15 protein-coding genes are annotated in these 17025 nt (G+C 44.8%); 6 read left to right on the top strand and 9 right to left on the bottom strand.

Features of this window, described 5'->3' with window-relative positions; translation table 11 throughout:
* Positions 1-662 precede the first annotated feature (662 nt).
* Positions 663-1535, bottom strand: coding sequence for a Tim44 domain-containing protein (locus R7F64_RS16055; protein ID WP_005384268.1), 873 nt, complete (start codon positions 1533-1535; stop codon positions 663-665).
* Between the two features lie 392 nt (positions 1536-1927).
* Between R7F64_RS16055 and R7F64_RS16050 the strand changes: the two genes are divergently transcribed.
* The 3 genes from R7F64_RS16050 to R7F64_RS16040 all read left to right on the top strand — a co-directional run bounded on the left by R7F64_RS16050 (position 1928) and on the right by R7F64_RS16040 (position 5450).
* Complete coding sequence (locus R7F64_RS16050) at positions 1928-2518, top strand: TetR/AcrR family transcriptional regulator (RefSeq protein WP_005382308.1); 591 nt, start codon at positions 1928-1930, stop codon at positions 2516-2518.
* Positions 2519-2531: 13 nt separating this feature from the next.
* Positions 2532-4406 carry an MFS transporter gene (locus tag R7F64_RS16045; protein WP_318071889.1) on the top strand — a complete coding sequence of 625 codons (1875 nt, stop codon included), beginning with the start codon at positions 2532-2534 and terminating at the stop codon, positions 4404-4406.
* Positions 4407-4520: 114 nt separating this feature from the next.
* The gene (locus R7F64_RS16040; protein WP_213885746.1) at positions 4521-5450 is read left to right on the top strand and encodes a YeiH family protein; all 930 of its coding nucleotides are present in this window, start codon (positions 4521-4523) and stop codon (positions 5448-5450) included.
* Here the strand turns inward: R7F64_RS16040 and R7F64_RS16035 are convergent.
* The 7 genes from R7F64_RS16035 to R7F64_RS16005 all read right to left on the bottom strand — a co-directional run bounded on the left by R7F64_RS16035 (position 5447) and on the right by R7F64_RS16005 (position 12958).
* A complete protein-coding gene (locus R7F64_RS16035; protein ID WP_005382314.1) occupies positions 5447-5635 on the bottom strand; it encodes a hypothetical protein in 189 nt (62 codons plus the stop codon). The two genes, R7F64_RS16040 and R7F64_RS16035, sit on opposite strands and share 4 nt — an antisense overlap.
* Before the next feature lie 100 nt (positions 5636-5735).
* Positions 5736-7163, bottom strand: coding sequence for an o-succinylbenzoate--CoA ligase (menE, locus tag R7F64_RS16030; protein ID WP_318071888.1), 1428 nt, complete (start codon positions 7161-7163; stop codon positions 5736-5738).
* The gene (gene menC / locus R7F64_RS16025) at positions 7148-8137 is read right to left on the bottom strand and encodes an o-succinylbenzoate synthase (RefSeq protein ID WP_186584408.1); all 990 of its coding nucleotides are present in this window, start codon (positions 8135-8137) and stop codon (positions 7148-7150) included. The genes menE and menC overlap by 16 nt, the downstream gene beginning before the upstream one ends.
* A 125-nt stretch (positions 8138-8262) precedes the next feature.
* Positions 8263-9129 carry a 1,4-dihydroxy-2-naphthoyl-CoA synthase gene (gene menB, locus R7F64_RS16020; protein ID WP_005382318.1) on the bottom strand — a complete coding sequence of 289 codons (867 nt, stop codon included), beginning with the start codon at positions 9127-9129 and terminating at the stop codon, positions 8263-8265.
* The gene (menH, locus tag R7F64_RS16015) at positions 9122-9949 is read right to left on the bottom strand and encodes a 2-succinyl-6-hydroxy-2,4-cyclohexadiene-1-carboxylate synthase (protein ID WP_149191943.1); all 828 of its coding nucleotides are present in this window, start codon (positions 9947-9949) and stop codon (positions 9122-9124) included. The genes menB and menH overlap by 8 nt, the downstream gene beginning before the upstream one ends.
* Positions 9936-11654 carry a 2-succinyl-5-enolpyruvyl-6-hydroxy-3-cyclohexene-1-carboxylic-acid synthase gene (gene menD / locus R7F64_RS16010; RefSeq protein WP_318071887.1) on the bottom strand — a complete coding sequence of 573 codons (1719 nt, stop codon included), beginning with the start codon at positions 11652-11654 and terminating at the stop codon, positions 9936-9938. Before menD ends, menH begins: the two co-directional genes overlap by 14 nt.
* Positions 11651-12958: an isochorismate synthase MenF gene (locus tag R7F64_RS16005; protein ID WP_213909983.1), complete on the bottom strand. Its 1308-nt coding sequence runs from the start codon at positions 12956-12958 to the stop codon at positions 11651-11653. The genes menD and R7F64_RS16005 overlap by 4 nt, the downstream gene beginning before the upstream one ends.
* Positions 12959-13175: 217 nt before the next feature.
* Here R7F64_RS16005 and R7F64_RS16000 point away from each other — a divergent pair, with 217 nt between their 5' ends.
* From R7F64_RS16000 to R7F64_RS15990, 3 genes are all read left to right on the top strand, one after another.
* Positions 13176-14390: a pyridoxal phosphate-dependent aminotransferase gene (locus R7F64_RS16000; RefSeq protein ID WP_053303263.1), complete on the top strand. Its 1215-nt coding sequence runs from the start codon at positions 13176-13178 to the stop codon at positions 14388-14390.
* 90 nt (positions 14391-14480) lie between these two features.
* Positions 14481-15065: a 5'-deoxynucleotidase gene (gene yfbR, locus R7F64_RS15995; RefSeq protein WP_017634778.1), complete on the top strand. Its 585-nt coding sequence runs from the start codon at positions 14481-14483 to the stop codon at positions 15063-15065.
* Positions 15066-15080: 15 nt separating this feature from the next.
* The gene (locus tag R7F64_RS15990) at positions 15081-16403 is read left to right on the top strand and encodes an anti-phage deoxyguanosine triphosphatase (RefSeq protein ID WP_318071886.1); all 1323 of its coding nucleotides are present in this window, start codon (positions 15081-15083) and stop codon (positions 16401-16403) included.
* Positions 16404-16409: 6 nt separating this feature from the next.
* Here R7F64_RS15990 and R7F64_RS15985 read toward each other — a convergent pair whose 3' ends face one another.
* Entirely contained in the window at positions 16410-17024 is a 615-nt protein-coding gene (locus tag R7F64_RS15985; protein WP_104975974.1) for a tRNA-uridine aminocarboxypropyltransferase, read from the bottom strand.
* Position 17025 lies beyond the last annotated feature (1 nt).

Genomic DNA, 17025 nt, shown 5'->3' with positions numbered 1-17025 from the left:
GAGTGGCCAAAGGGAGCAGACTGTAAATCTGCCGGCACTGCCTTCGATGGTTCGAATCCGTCCCCCTCCACCATATTGAAGAAGCCAGCTCATTGAGCTGGCTTTTTTCGTTTCAGGATCTTGATAGCATAGTCCTACTACCACGAACCTTTCACTCCTCACCGAAACTCTGCTCGATTTAATACCTATCACAGTAAATAAGTGATCAGAAATAGCGTAGGGAAAATGCTTGAGAACAAGGCGCAATTTTTCGATAAGTAGTTATTCTGCAATCAAAAATTGCAACGCAGTTATCGAGTATTTTAACAAGCTAGAATGACCAGTTATTTACTACGATTGGTATAACCTATACTCAATCTCACTAAAGCAACCAACCCCATGTGAAGCTCCACAAACAAAAGGCTGAGGAGCAGATCTTTACCCTACAAACAATGTACTAGCTATTTTGATTTTGTTAGTTCGTATGGCCTTAATATGAATGTTCAATATAACTAGGAAAACACTTGAGGACTTACTAGAAAAAGTGGGTTCGCAAAATTACCAAACGGACTCAATTAGTGATGTTTGTATAAAAACACGTACAATAAATATAAATGATAGATACAAAAAATCCCGCAGGGGATGCGGGATTTTTACTAGTGACTAAATTGGTTTAAAGGTGACTAGCCTTGAATACCAACGATTAACCATGGCGCATTAGGCGCAGTCAAGTCACGCTCTAGGTGCCAGATATCTTCGATTTCTTCTTCAACACCTTCTACTGTGTCACGGTAACGACCGCTAAACTGCAGACTAAGCTGTGCTTTATTTGCATCGTAATCAGCACGGACGATCTCCGCATCAACGTACATTACGTCAGTATGCTGCTCACCGTCGAGCTTCGCGCGCTCTGCTTTTAGGTCTTCAAACAAGCTTGGAGAAACATATTCTTCAATAGTTTCTAGCTGGTTGTGATTCCACGCACCTTGCAGGATTCGATAGTGTTCACGAGAACCATTAATGAACGCTGCTTGGTCAAAACCCGGTGGGTAGTTATGTGGTACGTCTGTTTGAGCGCCAAAACCACCAAAGCCACCATTATTTGTGTTTGGTTGTTGCTCAAAGTTTTGCATGTTTGGTTGCTCAAACTTAGATGCGTTGCCACCAAATGCAGGCTGTTGACGATGCTGGTTCATACTGCCCTGCTTCGCACCTAGCATACCGCGCATTAGTTTAAAGATGACAAAGGCAATCAAACCAATAATTAGGATATCCATAAACTGGATACCTTCAAAAGCACCGCCAAAGAATGCAGCAAGTAGACCACCAGCCAGAAGTCCGCCTAGCAGACCACCCATAAGGCCTTTCTTACTTGAAGACTTTGTCGTCTGATCTTTGCCGACCGTATTGGTGTTTTGTTGCTGTTGTTTCGGTGCTGGTGCGGTTTTGTAGCTCTTACCGAAAGACTTACTGCCACCAAACTTCTTCGCTTCCGCGATAGGCGTTACAGCAACAGTAAACATCAATAAAGCAACAATAGAAAATAAACGTTTCATCGTTATCCTTAAAGTTAGCTATCTAAGATAGTGCCCCATTTTCAAGACGAAACAATCGTTGTTTCAAACAGTAGCACGCCAAAGATGATTTTTAAGTCATCATACTCTGTATACCGATTGATGAAAATAGCTTATAGAAGCTGACATGTATCAGAATATTGCCAAAAATGCAGACTGCTCACACTGCTTACAATTCAGCTGAAGGCGCTTGATCAATAAAAAAAAAGTATGGAATAAGTTCACTAATACTCCAGATTGTTTTACTTGAATTAGAATCAGTGACACAGCTCAGAATCCTACACCTTGAGGGCACTTGGACACATTGCCTTGTTGACGGTTAATAGGTAGCTGACTATCATATTGAACGATGTTCAATAAAGTAGTTTGAGAGTATGGCGCGCAGAAACGATCACACCCGAGAAGAGTTAGTGAATTTGACGTTAACAACGGTCAAAAACTTTTTAGATGAGAATTCTTACCACGAACTCAGTCTTCGTAAAATCGCTAACATGATTGGTTACGTGCCAAGCACATTGGTAAATGTTTTTGGTAATTATAATTTGTTGTTGCTTCATGTTGTCGCTCAAACTTTAGATGAGTTATCTCAAGAAGCACGCAAAGCGACTAATGACAGCAAAGACTCCCATCAAGCGCTTTTTGAACTCGCTTATTGCTACCACGATTTTGCTCAAAAACACCCATACCGTTGGCAGTTAGTGTTCGAACACAACATGAATGGAGCAGAACTTCCGGAATGGCATGCCAAACGTATCGATGGTATGACGGGAATGCTAGAGTCACTATTGGCTCAAATCGCACCACATCGTACTGAATCCGAAGTGATTCAAGCGAGTCGAGTCCTTTGGTCTGGCGTACATGGCATTACTTTACTCAGTGTTGATGATAAGTTTTTCTCTAGTGAACCGATTGATGGCAAAGAGTTGATCAGTAATCTTCTTTCCAACTACCTCACGAACTGGTAACAAAGGATTATACATGTCATCCGACAGACAGCCGTCCTTACTTACGCAGAGAAAATTCCTGCCCTATTTCATTACTCAATTTCTTGGCGCTTTTAACGACAATATTTTTAAAAACGTTTTGCTGTTGTTTGTCGCATTCGCTGGCTCCAGTGCACTGCCTATTTCGAGCAATTTGTTCATCAACCTTGCGGCAGGCTTGTTCATTCTACCGTTCTTTCTGTTCTCTGCTTCCGCTGGCGTATTAGCCGACAAATATGAAAAGTCATGGTTTATTCGTAAGGTCAAACTATTTGAAATAGCCATCATGCTGTTAGGTGCCATCGGATTCATAACCGAAAGTTATGGTGTGCTTTTATTGCTACTGTTTTTAATGGGCACACAGTCAGCATTTTTTGGCCCAGTTAAATATGCCCTTTTGCCTCAAAAGTTAAATGCTAAAGAGTTAGTGCCCGGCAACGCTCTTGTTGAAGCTGGTACCTTTATCGCCATCCTTATTGGCACCTTAGGCGCTGGGATTATAGCCTCTGCAGACAACGCAAAATACCTCGCCGCATTTTGTGTCGTGATCTTCGCATTGTTAGGCTACTTGTCGAGCCGCTCAATCCCCTTTGCTGCAGCCAGCGCACCCAATCTCTCTTTTCGTTGGCAACCATACAAGCAAACCAAACACGCGCTCTCTATCGCCAAATCCGATCGAGTTGTTTTTCAATGCATAATGGCAATAAGCTGGTTTTGGTTTTTAGGCGCCGCATATCTAACACAATTCCCGAATTTCACTAAGATTTACCTAAATGGCACCGAGAGTGCGGTGTCTTTCTTGCTCGCTCTATTTTCCATTGGTATCGCGCTAGGGTCGCTACTTTGCAATTGGATCTCAAACCATCGTATAGAAGTCGGTATTGTGCCAATTGGTGCCTTTGGCATTACGGTATTTGGGTACCTAATGGCCACTTCCATTCCCAATGATCTACCTACTTTCCATAACTTTGTAGACTTCTTTAGATATGAGCCTTTTTGGCCATTATTTTTCTACCTATTGATGATTGGCGCTTCGGGCGGTTTGTTTATCGTGCCTCTTTACGCATTAATGCAGCATCGAGCAAAGGAAACCGAACGTGCTCAAGTCATCGCAGGGCTCAACATCTTTAACTCTCTGTTTATGGTCGGCAGCGCTGTCTTAGGTATTGTGTGCTTAAGTGTAATCAAGATGACAATTCCTCAGCTGTTTGCATTGTTAGCCATTTTAAATTTCTTAGTCGCCGCTTACATCTTTTTGCAAATTCCTATTTTTGTAGTTCGCTTTGTCATGTGGATGCTTACGCACACCATCTATCGAGTTAAGCATAAGAATCTACATAACCTACCCGAGCATGGTGGGGCATTAATTGTATGTAATCATGTAAGCTACATGGATGCATTGCTACTTAGTGCAGTATGCCCAAGGTTGATTCGTTTTGTGATGGAGGAAGATTACGCCAACCTACCTCCATTAAGGCGCTTTTTACGTCGAACTGGGGTAATTCCAATTTCAGCGAGTAACAGAAGCTCTATCAGACGTGCATTTAACGATGTGGAAGCCGCGCTAAGCGAAGGTCATATCGTCTGTATTTTCCCTGAAGGAAGATTAACTTCAGATGGTGAAATGAATGAATTCATGCGCGGTATTGATATCATTCTACGTCGTAGCCCAGTACCCGTCATACCTGTTGCACTTAAAGGCTTATGGGGAAGCTATTTCAGCCGCGCAAAAGGTCGCGCATGCTGTGGCTTACCGACTCGATTTTGGTCAAAGCTAGAAATAGAGGCAGGACAACCGGTGCCACCAAACGAGGCAACGGCAAAAACAATGTTCGATAAAGTGCATCAACTTAGAGGCGACTGGCGATAAATACACTTGAACACATGTTTAGGATAACCGAACATGTGTTCAAATCATTAAGACAAACTGACCACACCCAGTGCGATATACTCTCCCTTTCATTCACAACAGCGAATAAAAACCTTGAATAGAAACTACCTCCTGTTTGGATTGGCGTTACTTTTTTGTCTAACCCCTCTTGCCTCCTCTCCCATTGCTCTAGTTATCGGCTTTCTACTCGCAAGTTTTGGTTTTGTGCCTTCCGAGCTGCCCATCGCTTCTTTTACTAAAAAGCTGCTGTCTTACTCGATTATTGGCTTAGGCTTTGGCATCAACTTCGAGCAAGCGCTTACAGTCACATCGGATGGTATCGGCCTGATCATCGCCACTATTACAGGCACACTGATCATGGGTACTCTCATTGCCAGGGTACTTAAATTGGAGCGAGTAACCGCTTACTTAATCTCATCAGGTACTGCAATTTGTGGTGGTAGCGCAATTGCTGCTGTGGCACCGGCGATTAAAGCGAAAGACGAGCAGATTGGATTAGCACTGGCAACGGTATTTGTCCTGAACTCCATTGCACTCTTTGTGTTTCCTGTGATTGGACATGCTTTAGGGCTAGATCAACACACGTTTGGCACATGGGCTGCAATTGCCATTCATGACACATCTTCTGTTGTCGGGGCTGCCTCGGCCTATGGGGAAGAAGCGCTAACTACGGCAACAACATTGAAACTCGCGCGCGCTTTATGGATCATTCCTGTTGCTTTGATCAGTGCCGTCATCTTTTCAAGAAGCCAAAAAGAGTATGGAAAGAAAAAACTAGCTATCCCTTATTTCATTTTTTGGTACTGTGCAGCTATCGCGTTTAGCGACTTCTTTCCTCAATTTGAAATGGTCTATCACGGCATTTTCATTGGAGCAAAGCAAGCGTTGGTTGTATGTCTGTTCTTGATAGGTTGTAGCATTTCAATTTCAAAACTAAAGTATGCTGGAGCTAAGCCACTGTTGTTTGGTGTGACTCTGTGGGTGTTAATTTCGACCACTTCTCTAAGTTGGTTACTGTTTTAGATATTGGTGGTCTGCTTATCGCGTTGAGGGGACGGCATTTCCCGTTTGCTATTTTTGTATATAACGACCAACGCAATAGCGATCAAAAATGCCGTTAGCTCTGCAAGAGAGCGGGCTAGCCCTTCACTACTTATCGCGATACCAATTTGTAGTGCTACTGCCGCAATTAAAACTAGCTTTGCCATCCTGAACCTTATGCATTTTCTCTCCACGAAGAAGCATAATTATGATTCAGAGTTATAAGGATACGAAATTCTCTTTATGACTAATACATAGCAAAATTGACTAATGCTGAATTGATGACAGCAGCCACTCTTTCACGGCCTTACGTGAAATTTTGATCCCACCTTCTAGTAGAGTTAGTGGCATTACATGGTATTCCACTGGCCATTTAAACTTCTCTAACTTTGATTGCAAGTGCTGGTCATACTCCGACTTGCTGCGCAATCCATTGGTCTGAATCACAGCTACTGGTCTATGACCAAACTCCGCGTCTTCGACTGGAACCACTATACTCTGCACTACACCATCAATTTGGTTCAAAGCGGCTTCAATCTCTTCACAATGGATATTCTCACCACCAGAGATAAACTGATTGTCGGCACGGCCGATTATCTTTAATTCATCACCTTGCCACTCGCCAAGATCCTTGCTGTCAAACCAGCCTTTCTCATCCAGAAATGGGGTAACATGTCCTTGATGGAAATACCCTGCCGCTAATGTCTTACCGCCAATAAAAATGCGTTGGTCAACTAATTTTATCTTACGGTGCTTCAATACATGTCCAGCATTACTGGTGCTGTCAATTCTCTTTGCGGTAACGGTAGAGGCCGCCTCCGTCATCCCATAACCTAACCATGTCTCAATGCCTTGCCCTGTTGCTCGTAGTGCCAACTCGTGATCAACGTGGCTGCCGCCCAGTAGCACATGTGTCAATGACAAATGTGCATCATCATCCAATAACCGTTTGAGCTGAGTCGCAACCAAAGAAGCGTGTGATACGCCCTGAACATCATCAACAAGTTTCCCTGAACCGACTTTTAGTGTTGCTCCGACATATAGCCAACGATAGACAATCGCCAATCCAGAGACGTGATACAACGGAAGCGATAATAGCCAAGCATCTTGCTGAGTGAAAATGAACTCCTGCAACAAGCCCTCTGCAGACGCAAGATGCTGTCGATGTGTATGAACCACAGCTTTAGGCTCCCCTGTAGAGCCAGAAGTAAATACTACTGAAGCGAGCCGGTCATGATGATAGCTATCTTCAGTCAACGAATCACTCTCTTGCTGTGATACTGCAGGCGGTGAAAGCAATGTTGCCTTGAGTTTTTGTATATCATGTTCAGAAAAGGTCGAAGCGCACTCCTGAGAAAACCAGATAAACCGAGTTTGATCAGGCCTGTAAAGTGTAGCAAGCTTACCCTGCAACTTATCTAGTGGTTGTTCCATGGTCAGCGCAGCGAGCGCACCCAACTGTTTGGAGGCAAGATAAAACAACAGTGTTTCTACTTGGTTCTTGCCAACCAAAGTCAGCACATCCCCCCGAGTTACACCCAAGTCATTCAAATAGTGAGTGTATTGGTCAATACGCTTCGAGAGTTGTTGCCAGTTTAATACTTCTGTTGATGTCTTGAGTGCAATAGAAAAAGGGCTCGTTTGAGCCCAATATTTCCATGGTGCCTTCGCAATATTGTCTACGCAGAATGCCACACAATCTCCTGGTCTTTTAGAGGAAGAACGGGAAGTTCACACTTAGGCCAGCCCTGCTCTAGCTGAGCTTTGAATAAGCCAATCGTATCCAAACCTGGAACTTCATCAGGCAGCTGCCATTGGGCAAAGCGCGCTAATTGAGTTAAACCGAGACTGGATTCAATGCTCGAGCTAATCACTGCTTTCATCCCTAGTGACTTCGCTTTCTTTATCAGTGTAATACAAAAATCCACTGAACCAATGAGTGTGGGTTTGATGATGATCGTTTTCACACCAGTTAGATCTTCAAGACGGAAATCTTCACGACGAACCGCATCTTGCAATGTTTCATCCCAAGCGATAGCAATACCAGTATTAATCGCAAAAGAGAGACTATCGCCAGGAGAGCGGCACGGCTCTTCCAAAAAAGTAATGCGCTGACGCAAAGACGGAGTAATGTATTTAGCAAACTGCTGCGCTTTTTCTGGTGTCCAAGCGCGGTTTGCATCAAGTCGAAGCGTTAATTGAGGGATTGATTCAAGAAAAAGGTTCACAAGCATGCCATCGCGAATTGGCTCATAAAGTCCAACTTTCACCTTAGCGACTTTCTCACCTTCCATTTCGTTCAGCTTTGGAATGAGCTCATCTGGGTCGCCAGTGCATAGTGGCGCTGTTTGGTATTTACCTTGTTGTGGTAAGCCACCAGCTAATTCAAGCTGTGCCATCGATAAACCAAACGCAACCGACGGGTACATATTGGCATAATCCACATCCAACTCTGCAACCCAACGCTCCGCCTGTTCTTGTAGCTGAACACCCGCATCTTCGGCGCTCTCTAAGCTAAAACCAGGAAGAGGAGCGACTTCTCCAAGCCCTGTTTTACCATCTTCGGAAAGCGCAACAACATAACCAACACGTTCGGTTAGCTTGTTGTCACGTAGGATGACACCACTATCCATGGGCAAGCTATAACGATAAATTTTCGCTTCACGCATAATTCAAGTCCTATGTAATGCCGTATATTTGAGCGTTCTGACGAGCAATCCCACCAGCCTCCCAGAGGGCGAGGCGCTCAGGAAAAAAGGAACAGAGGAGCTAACACGCTCCTCATTTAGACGGATTATGGGTTGCGAGGGAATTTATCGAAGTCTGGGCGACGCTTCTCGTTAAAGGCATTACGACCTTCTTGGCCTTCATCTGTCATGTAGAACATCATCGTTGCGTTACCCGCTAACTCTTGCAGACCCGCTTGACCATCACAATCTGCGTTTAATGCAGCTTTCAGGCAGCGCAATGCCATTGGGCTGTGCTGTAGTACTTCACGACACCAACGAACGGTTTCTTTCTCTAGATCCGCTAGTGGTACAACTGTGTTTACTAGGCCCATGTCTACCGCTTCTTGAGCATTGTAGAAACGACATAGGAACCAAATTTCGCGAGCTTTCTTTTGGCCTACGATGCGAGCCATGTAAGATGCCCCCCAACCACCATCAAATGAACCCACTTTAGGGCCTGTTTGACCAAATTGAGCGTTGTCAGCTGCAATCGTTAGGTCACACATCATGTGCAGAACATGACCACCGCCCACAGCCCAACCAGCTACAGATGCGATCACTGGTTTTGGACAAGTACGAATATCACGTTGGAAGTCCAATACGTTTAGGTGGTGCGTACCTTGGTCGTCTTTGTAGCCGCCGTAGTCGCCGCGGATCTTCTGGTCGCCGCCAGAACAGAATGCGTCTTCACCTAGACCTGTTAGAATGATCACGCCAACACCAGAGTCGTAACGCGCATCTGCCAACGCATCAATCATCTCTTTTACCGTTTGAGGACGAAACGCGTTACGCACTTGAGGACGTGCAATAGTGATTTTCGCGATACCATCTTCAGACTTATGGTAATGAATGTCCTCGTATTTCTCGCCGCAATCTTTCCATTGAACCGGAGCGTAAAGTTCTTCTTCAGAAATGCCTACTGTTTTAGCCATGGTGATTCCCATTGTTCTCGTTACTCTCACCAAAGTGAGACTGAATTATTTGCTTGGTATGTATCGCAAACTGTTTGGGCTGCTCTTGATGGACGTTATGACCAGCGCCTTCAACTTGTCGATACGCCAACCCGCTACGTTGTGCCAGTTGGCTAAATTTTTGGTCTTTCTCACCACACAAGTAATACACTGGTATATTCTGCTTTTGCAGTGAGGGCAACAAATATGCCTGTTTGGCTAACGATGTCGCCATCAACATATTCGCCACCGCTGAGCCAAGATTATCACTTCGCTTCGCAATGAATGTTTGTCTTTGCTCATGGTTTAGTGAAGAAAACACCGCTTGTTGGTACCAATCGTTCAAAACACGTTCAAGTGGTTCAGTTTTGAAACGCATTGCCCAGCGAGCATCATTCTCTAATCTCACCTGTTTCTCTGACTCAGTTTGAAGCCCGAAGTTTCCCCCTTCAACAATCGCGCCCGCAATATTGAGATCTGGAAAGCATTGATGGGCAATACCATGCATCGCAATGCGGCCGCCCATAGAGTAACCAATCAAAATAAGTGGTTGTTGTGAGGGAAATAATAAAGATAGTGTGGAACCAAGAAGTTTGCAGCAATCATTCAGATCGCTGCAAGAAATAGATTGGCTATGCCCATGACCAGGGAGGTCAACCGTAACACGTTCATACTCGGGTAACGCGTTGATACACGATTGCCAATCTTCACCGCTACCAAGCAAACCATGCAAAAACACCAGAGTAGGCAAAGTAATACTTTGGTGCTTTTCTAATACAGGGAAACGTTCAAAGTAAAGCATTCAGACTCTTATTAAATGCCTTGAGTGTCTCAGCAGCTTGGTTAGATGGGGTTTGAACCTCGACCAGCAACGTTCCTTGGCCGTGACATAAATGCTCTTTTACAGATGATTGGAATTGCTCCAGTGTAGAAACATGCAAATACGCCAAACCAAACTGCTTTGCCGCGTGTTCAAACTGATAACCATGAGGCATTTGATAATATGTCGTCCTGCGCTCTGGTGGTACTGGCAACATATCAAAAATCGCACCGCCGTCATTATTGGTAACAACAAGTACCGCCGGCAGTTTATTGTGAGAAAATAGCGCCAGAGAATTGAGATCATAAAGTGCTGCTGTGTCACCGATATACATCAGTAACGGATTACCTCTTGCCCGTTGCACGCCTGATGCTGCAGCAAACAAACCGTCAATCCCTGACGCGCCTCGGTTAGTGAACACTTCTACATCATCAAGTTTGCCGTACATATCGACAAGTCGAACAAACAAACTGTTACCCAAAAAGACATCAGCGTTTTTAGTGCGCTCGTTGATGTCTGCTGCCAACGCAATTTCGTCAATGGCAGACGCTGAACCAGATAGGAAAGCTTCTTCGATACGTTGATGAACTCGCTTAACTCCATTCGCTAACCTATCAGCCCACCCAGCAAATATTGGCTTCTCAAAGCTAATGCGAGAAACCCAAGTTTGAGGAAGCTCAACCCAGTGCATTTGCGCCAGATGATTTTGGTTATTACGGTCCATACGCGGCGAGATATACCAGTATTGAACGTCTTTACTTTGTTGATTTTTCGATACTTGTTTATCAATCCATTGGTTCAAACGTTTGGAGATGATTCGGCTACCAAATTGGATAATAAGTTCACAAGATTCAAGCTCGTTTGCAAACTCGGGAAGTTGAAGCCATACATCGTAATACGCCCAATCCGAACTGAGGCCACTTTGCGGGTCTGCAAGTACTGGCCATCCCATCTTTTGTGCAAATGCCTGCGCCGAACGCGCTTGTTCAAGCGGTAAGCTGCCAATCACAACCAAGCCTTTTTTGTCCGAAAAAGGCGGGATGTTCGCCTGTGACAAATGGCTAAAACGCTGAGTATAAGTGCCGCTTCCTTTTCGCCATCCGGCGAGCGAATCTAAGTAGGTTTGATAATCCGCTTTTGCGCCGTTGGAATACAAAGGCTCTGGAAATGCACAATTAATATGAACAGCACTACCCTGCAATTGCTGAGTAAACATCACTTCGTCAACAGAGGTCAGCAACCAGTTAAGCGACGTTGCTAAATTTGGGCTTGGTAAATTCAAACTGGCCGAAACATGATGTGAAAAAATACCCAATTGATTTATCGCTTGGTTTGCACCACAGCCGACAAGTTCTACTGGACGATCTGCTGTCAGCAGCACCAGTTTTTCACCAGTAAGTTTGGCTTCGGCAACCGACGGTAATAGGTTCGCCACTGCCGTACCAGAGGTAACGATAATTGCCACTGGCTCCTGAGTAGCTTTCGCTAAACCAAGAGCCATAAAGCCCAGTCCACGCTCATCAAAATGAGTATGAATGGAAAAGTCGGACTGTTCTGCCGCTTCTAAAGTTAAAGGAGTAGAACGAGATCCGGGAGCGATACAAACATGCTTAACGCCAAATCGCTGAAGCTCAATCAATATGGTTTCTGACCAAACTCGATTGAGCACCGCTTGGTCATGACTCATGATGCGACTCCCAATGGCGGATGATCAGAAATCAGCGTAAGTAACGTCGACATTTTCTTATCAAGTTCTGCCCACTCATGTTCTGCCACAGAACCAGGCACTATCCCTGCGCCCGCAAACAGTTGTACTTGATCACCGAGCACAAGCGCGCTTCTGATTGCGACACAAAACTCTGCTCGTTCATGGCTTATATAACCCATTGACCCCGCGTACCAGCCGCGTGCAAAGGGCTCATTATCAAGAATAAACTGCATGGACTCTTGTCGGGGTAAGCCAGCAACCGCCGCTGTTGGCTGAAGCGCCGATAACAACTGAACACCATTTATCCCCGCTCTTAGACTAGCGTGAATATTTCGCTTAAGGTGCTGCACTTTTCGTAGTCTGACCAAACTCGGTTCAGCTTCCACTTCAACAATTTCAGAATGCGGTAATAGACGATCAATGATGTCGTCCACCACATACTGGTTTTCGTTGAGGTTCTTTTGGTCTTGGGATAACCAATTCGCCAACTCCATATCTTGAGTGGCATTGTCTCCCCGACCAATCGTACCTGCTAACGCTTCGGTATGTAGCTCATGCCCTACGCGAGAATACAAACGTTCTGGCGTAGACCCCATAAAACTGTGCTTACTGTCTAAGCTCAGCATGAAATGGAAGCTATGATGGTTATTTAAGTAACTTGCTTTAAGTAGCTGTGCAGCACTTAATGTGTTATCAAGCTGCACGGTAGAACGACGCGCTAAAACCACTTTCTTAAAATCATCATTCTCTATACCAGTCAGAACCTTATGAACTAACTCATTCCATTGAGGCTGACTTGGCGTGTGAACAATAGAGCGGATGTGAGACGAAATTGGAGCTAAGGCCGCGACCTCACAAACCAGTTTATTCAACCCAGCTAGAGTTCGCGCTTTGTCTTCTGAAATATTAACTGCGAGAGACCACTGTTGGTCAAAACGAATTAACTCAATTTGAGGCAAAAAGAAAAAAGAAGGCATACAGCGACGATTCTTCTCATGCTGTCCATCAAAAGAGCGCCCGCCCCAGACTCTTTGCCCTTCACCTAGAATGGTATAAGCAGGACCTGGCTCAACAAAAGCGTGCAATTGCCCTAGTGCAACGACCTCTTCACGTGTATCGCGGGACTGCCAATAAAACTTAGGGAAAAGTGGTTGTGCATCAAGCCAATCAATAAATGAGAAATTAGGTTTCTCGCTAAGGGGCTCGACCAGACGTGTTTGATTGCCTTCCGATTGCTGAACTCGCTCGATAATTCTCTTTACGGCTTGATGGAACTGTGACAAATCAACCTCGTTGTATGTGAGGATAAATGGTAACTGACGGCTACTCTAAGTTTAGACCCAAAGCAAATCAAGGTCGTATGCGATCTTTTGCGAAATCCTGTGATAGCAAGCGAGCAAAACTTAACCAGCAGACAGATTATTTACAGATATATATTCTAATAAAAAACAAATTATTGTATTTTAATAAAGAAATTAACGAATTTTTAGGAATTAAACAATGCAAAATATCGGGATGTCGTCAAAACTCGACAATGTCTGCTACGACATTAGGGGTCCTGTACTCAAACATGCTAAGCGCATGGAGGAAGAAGGGCATAAAATCCTAAAGCTAAACATTGGTAACCCTGCCCCATTTGGTTTTGACGCCCCTGATGAGATTTTAGTCGACGTGATTCGTAATCTGCCGACTTCTCAAGGCTATTGTGATTCCAAAGGTATTTACTCTGCTCGTAAAGCTGTGGTCCAACACTATCAGCGTAAAGGTATACGCTCGCTAGATGTCGAAGATGTGTATGTAGGTAACGGCGTGTCTGAGTTGATCGTAATGGCCATGCAAGCGCTATTAAACAATGGCGACGAAATGCTGATCCCAGCACCAGACTATCCGTTATGGACAGCTTCAGTTGCACTATCTGGTGGTAAGCCGGTTCATTATCTATGTGATGAAGAGGCTGACTGGTACCCAGACCTTGAAGACATCAAAAAGAAAATCACACCAAAGACACGTGGCATTGTTCTGATCAACCCGAACAACCCGACAGGTGCGGTATACAGCCGTGACTTCCTACTTGAAGTGATTGAGATAGCACGCAAGCACAAACTGATCATTTTCGCAGATGAGATCTACGACAAAGTGTTGTACGACGGTGCAACACATACCTCAGTCGCCACACTCACTGAAGACGTGCTAGTCATGACATTCAATGGCCTTTCAAAAGCCTACCGTGTTTGTGGTTTCCGTGGTGGCTGGATGTTCCTAACGGGGCCTAAACATCTGGCTCAAGGGTACGTGAATGGCTTGGAGCTGCTTTCATCGATGCGTTTATGTGCAAACGTACCAATGCAACATGCCATTCAAACCGCGTTAGGTGGATACCAGAGTATCAATGAACTGATTTTACCAGGCGGACGCTTATTAGAGCAGCGCAACCGAGCGTATGAACTGATCAATCAGATTCCTGGTGTTTCTTGTGTCAAACCTAAGGGTGCGATGTACCTCTTCCCGAAAATCGACACTAAAATGTACAACATCAAGAACGATCAGCAGATGGTTTTAGATTTCTTAAAACAAGAGAAGGTCTTACTGGTGCAAGGTTCCGGTTTTAACTGGCCAAAACCAGACCACTTCCGCATCGTGACACTACCGCACGTTGAAGATCTAGAAATCGCCATTGGACGTTTTGAAAGATTCCTATCAACCTACAGCCAGTAATGAATCACTGGTAGTAATTAGTGCTGATCTCTCATATGCTTAGAGGAACTCCTAGTGAGTTCCTTTTTTACACCAGAAACGGAGAAAGCCATGAAAGAAAGCCATTTTTTCGCCCACCTGGCTCGAATGAAGCTGATCCAACGCTGGCCTTTAATGCGGTCCGTCTCACCAGAAAACGTTTCAGAGCATAGCTTACAAGTTGCTTTTGTCGCTCATGCCCTTGCCCTAATTAAAAACAAAAAGTTCGGCGGCAACCTTAATCCAGAACGCATCGCGATTCTGGCCATGTACCATGACTCCAGTGAAGTATTAACGGGTGATCTTCCAACTCCAGTGAAGTATTACAACCCTGAAATTGCCAAAGAATATAAGAAGATAGAATCGGCAGCGGAACAAAAATTACTCTCAATGTTACCGGAAGAGTTCCACGATGATTTTGCCCCCTATCTTCTTTCTCACTCTGCACACGAAGAGGACGCAAAAATCGTTAAGCAAGCCGATTCCATCTGTGCCTATTTAAAATGTCTTGAAGAACTAAGCGCCGGCAACCATGAGTTCGCTCTGGCAAAAAAACGCTTAGACGTCACTTTGCAAGAACGCAGAACGCCTGAAATGGATTACTTTCTCAATACCTTTGCCCCAAGTTTCGAATTATCGTTAGATGAAATCAGTTAGCTTACGGAGATAATCGTGTCGTTTGAATTACACCCGCAATGGCAAGAGCGCCATGATGATGAGCATAAAATCCGTCGAGACGACCATCGGAGCCCGTACCAACGAGACCGAGCGCGCATTCTTCACTCGGCTGCATTTCGACGCCTACAAGCAAAAACCCAAGTACACGGCAATAGCTTGGAAGACTTTCACCGCAGTCGGTTAACACACTCCTTAGAAGCGTCGCAACTCGGGACCGGTATCGTCGCCCAACTAAAGAAAAAACAACCAGAGTTCCGTGATCTATTGCCGTCAGACAGCTTAATTGATTCATTATGTTTGGCGCACGACATCGGGCATCCTCCATACGGTCATGGGGGAGAAGTCGCTCTAAACTACGTAATGCGCGAACATGGCGGCTTCGAGGGGAACGCCCAAACCTTTCGTATCGTCACTAAGTTAGAGCCTTATACTGAGCATTTCGGAATGAATTTATCACGCCGCACACTGCTTGGTTTGATTAAGTACCCTGCCCTCATTAGTCAAACACGCTCCGTCAAGTTGCCTCAACCAGCCGAGCATCAACGTAAACTAAAAGCAAAAGATTGGAGCCCAGCTAAAGGCATTTATGATTGTGATAAAGACTTATTTGATTGGGTAATTGCACCGCTTTCTGACAACGACAAGGCATTGCTTAGTCTGATGCGTTCAACGCCAGAATCGGAGTTTGAACACAATAAAACGCGTTTTAAATCAATCGATTGCTCAATCATGGAGCTAGCAGATGATATCGCCTACGGTGTTCATGATTTAGAAGATGCAATCGTACTTGGTATGGTGACACGTCAGCAATGGCAAGAAGGCGCAGCAAGTCAATTAGCGGACTGTGGCGACCCGTGGTTTGAAGCTCATATCGATTCCATCGGACAGATGCTATTTAGCGGGAAGCACCATGAGCGGAAAGATGCCATCGGTGGTATGGTTAACGCGCTACTGACCAGCATTTCAATCAAAGCGGTGGATGAGCCGTTTAATAACCCGTTACTGTCTTGGAATGCGTGTTTAGAACCACAGATGGCACGTGCACTTGGCGTACTCAAGCACTTTGTCAGCACCTTCGTTATCCAAGTCCCGCAGGTCCAGATCGTTGAGTATAAGGGTCAGCAAATTATTATGGATATTTTTGAAGCGTTAACAGCAGACCCAGAGCGATTACTATCCGTTCATACAAAAGATCTGTGGTGTCAGGCGAAGAGCGAGAGCAATAAGATGAGGGTCATCGCCGATTATATTTCTGCAATGACCGATGGTCACGCGCAAAAGCTACACCGCCAACTTTTCTCTTCCATCGTTCTTTAGTAACACTCAACCTTTCAAGTAATTCTTTTCAAAAACGCCCGGAGGCATCTGGGCGATTTGGAATTCGATCATATTTTCAAAGGCACGCATCAGCGGTGTAAAGTCGCGCTCGGGTTCAAGCAAGCGAAGCGAATGATAACCAGCCTCGACTGTCGATAAGCTATTCTCAGAGGGCGCCTTACGAATGGTGTAGTGCCCTTGTAGTTGCTTAGGCAACTGCACGGTTGGGAGTGGATGTAAGTTGCTTGAGAGTTGCCACATTTTGTACGCTTTTTTCCACGTACCATCGAGCAAAATCAAACGTATTTTCTTAGATACACTATGACTCGCTTGAGTGATTTCAGAAATGCATCGTGACTCTTCTGATGGGTAAAGAACAAAATGTTGATATGACTCATCCGCTAATAAGTGATTTAAGGCATCATCACAAGAAAAGTCCTCTCCTATCAAACAAATACAGTTATCTAAACTCAAATTGAGAATCCGTGCCGTACCAAGCGGACGATGTTCTTCACTCGTGTGCTGAAGAATGATAAGTTCTACCTCGCTTGCCAGCGGTACAATCCATTGGCAAATACACGCTTTTTGCGATTTTCCACAACGAGAACAATAACGAGACATA

This window comes from Vibrio sp. Vb1980, from assembly GCF_033338615.1.
In the GTDB taxonomy this organism is placed as follows: Bacteria; Pseudomonadota; Gammaproteobacteria; order Enterobacterales; family Vibrionaceae; genus Vibrio; species Vibrio alginolyticus.
Note: the sequence above shows the minus strand (reverse complement) of the source record. Positions and strands in the feature narration are given on the sequence as shown.

Excerpts from the sequence above, each read along its gene's own strand:
- R7F64_RS16055 (WP_005384268.1), bottom strand. The coding sequence starts at position 1,535 with ATGAAACGTTTATTTTCTATTGTTGCTTTATTGATGTTTACTGTTGCT.
- R7F64_RS16050 (WP_005382308.1), top strand. The coding sequence starts at position 1,928 with ATGGCGCGCAGAAACGATCACACCCGAGAAGAGTTAGTGAATTTGACG.
- R7F64_RS16045 (WP_318071889.1), top strand. The coding sequence starts at position 2,532 with ATGTCATCCGACAGACAGCCGTCCTTACTTACGCAGAGAAAATTCCTG.
- R7F64_RS16035 (WP_005382314.1), bottom strand. The coding sequence starts at position 5,635 with ATGGCAAAGCTAGTTTTAATTGCGGCAGTAGCACTACAAATTGGTATC.
- menC (WP_186584408.1), bottom strand. The coding sequence starts at position 8,137 with ATGCGTGAAGCGAAAATTTATCGTTATAGCTTGCCCATGGATAGTGGT.
- menB (WP_005382318.1), bottom strand. The coding sequence starts at position 9,129 with ATGGCTAAAACAGTAGGCATTTCTGAAGAAGAACTTTACGCTCCGGTT.
- menH (WP_149191943.1), bottom strand. The coding sequence starts at position 9,949 with ATGCTTTACTTTGAACGTTTCCCTGTATTAGAAAAGCACCAAAGTATT.
- menD (WP_318071887.1), bottom strand. The coding sequence starts at position 11,654 with ATGAGTCATGACCAAGCGGTGCTCAATCGAGTTTGGTCAGAAACCATA.
- R7F64_RS16000 (WP_053303263.1), top strand. The coding sequence starts at position 13,176 with ATGCAAAATATCGGGATGTCGTCAAAACTCGACAATGTCTGCTACGAC.
- yfbR (WP_017634778.1), top strand. The coding sequence starts at position 14,481 with ATGAAAGAAAGCCATTTTTTCGCCCACCTGGCTCGAATGAAGCTGATC.
- R7F64_RS15985 (WP_104975974.1), bottom strand. The coding sequence starts at position 17,024 with ATGTCTCGTTATTGTTCTCGTTGTGGAAAATCGCAAAAAGCGTGTATT.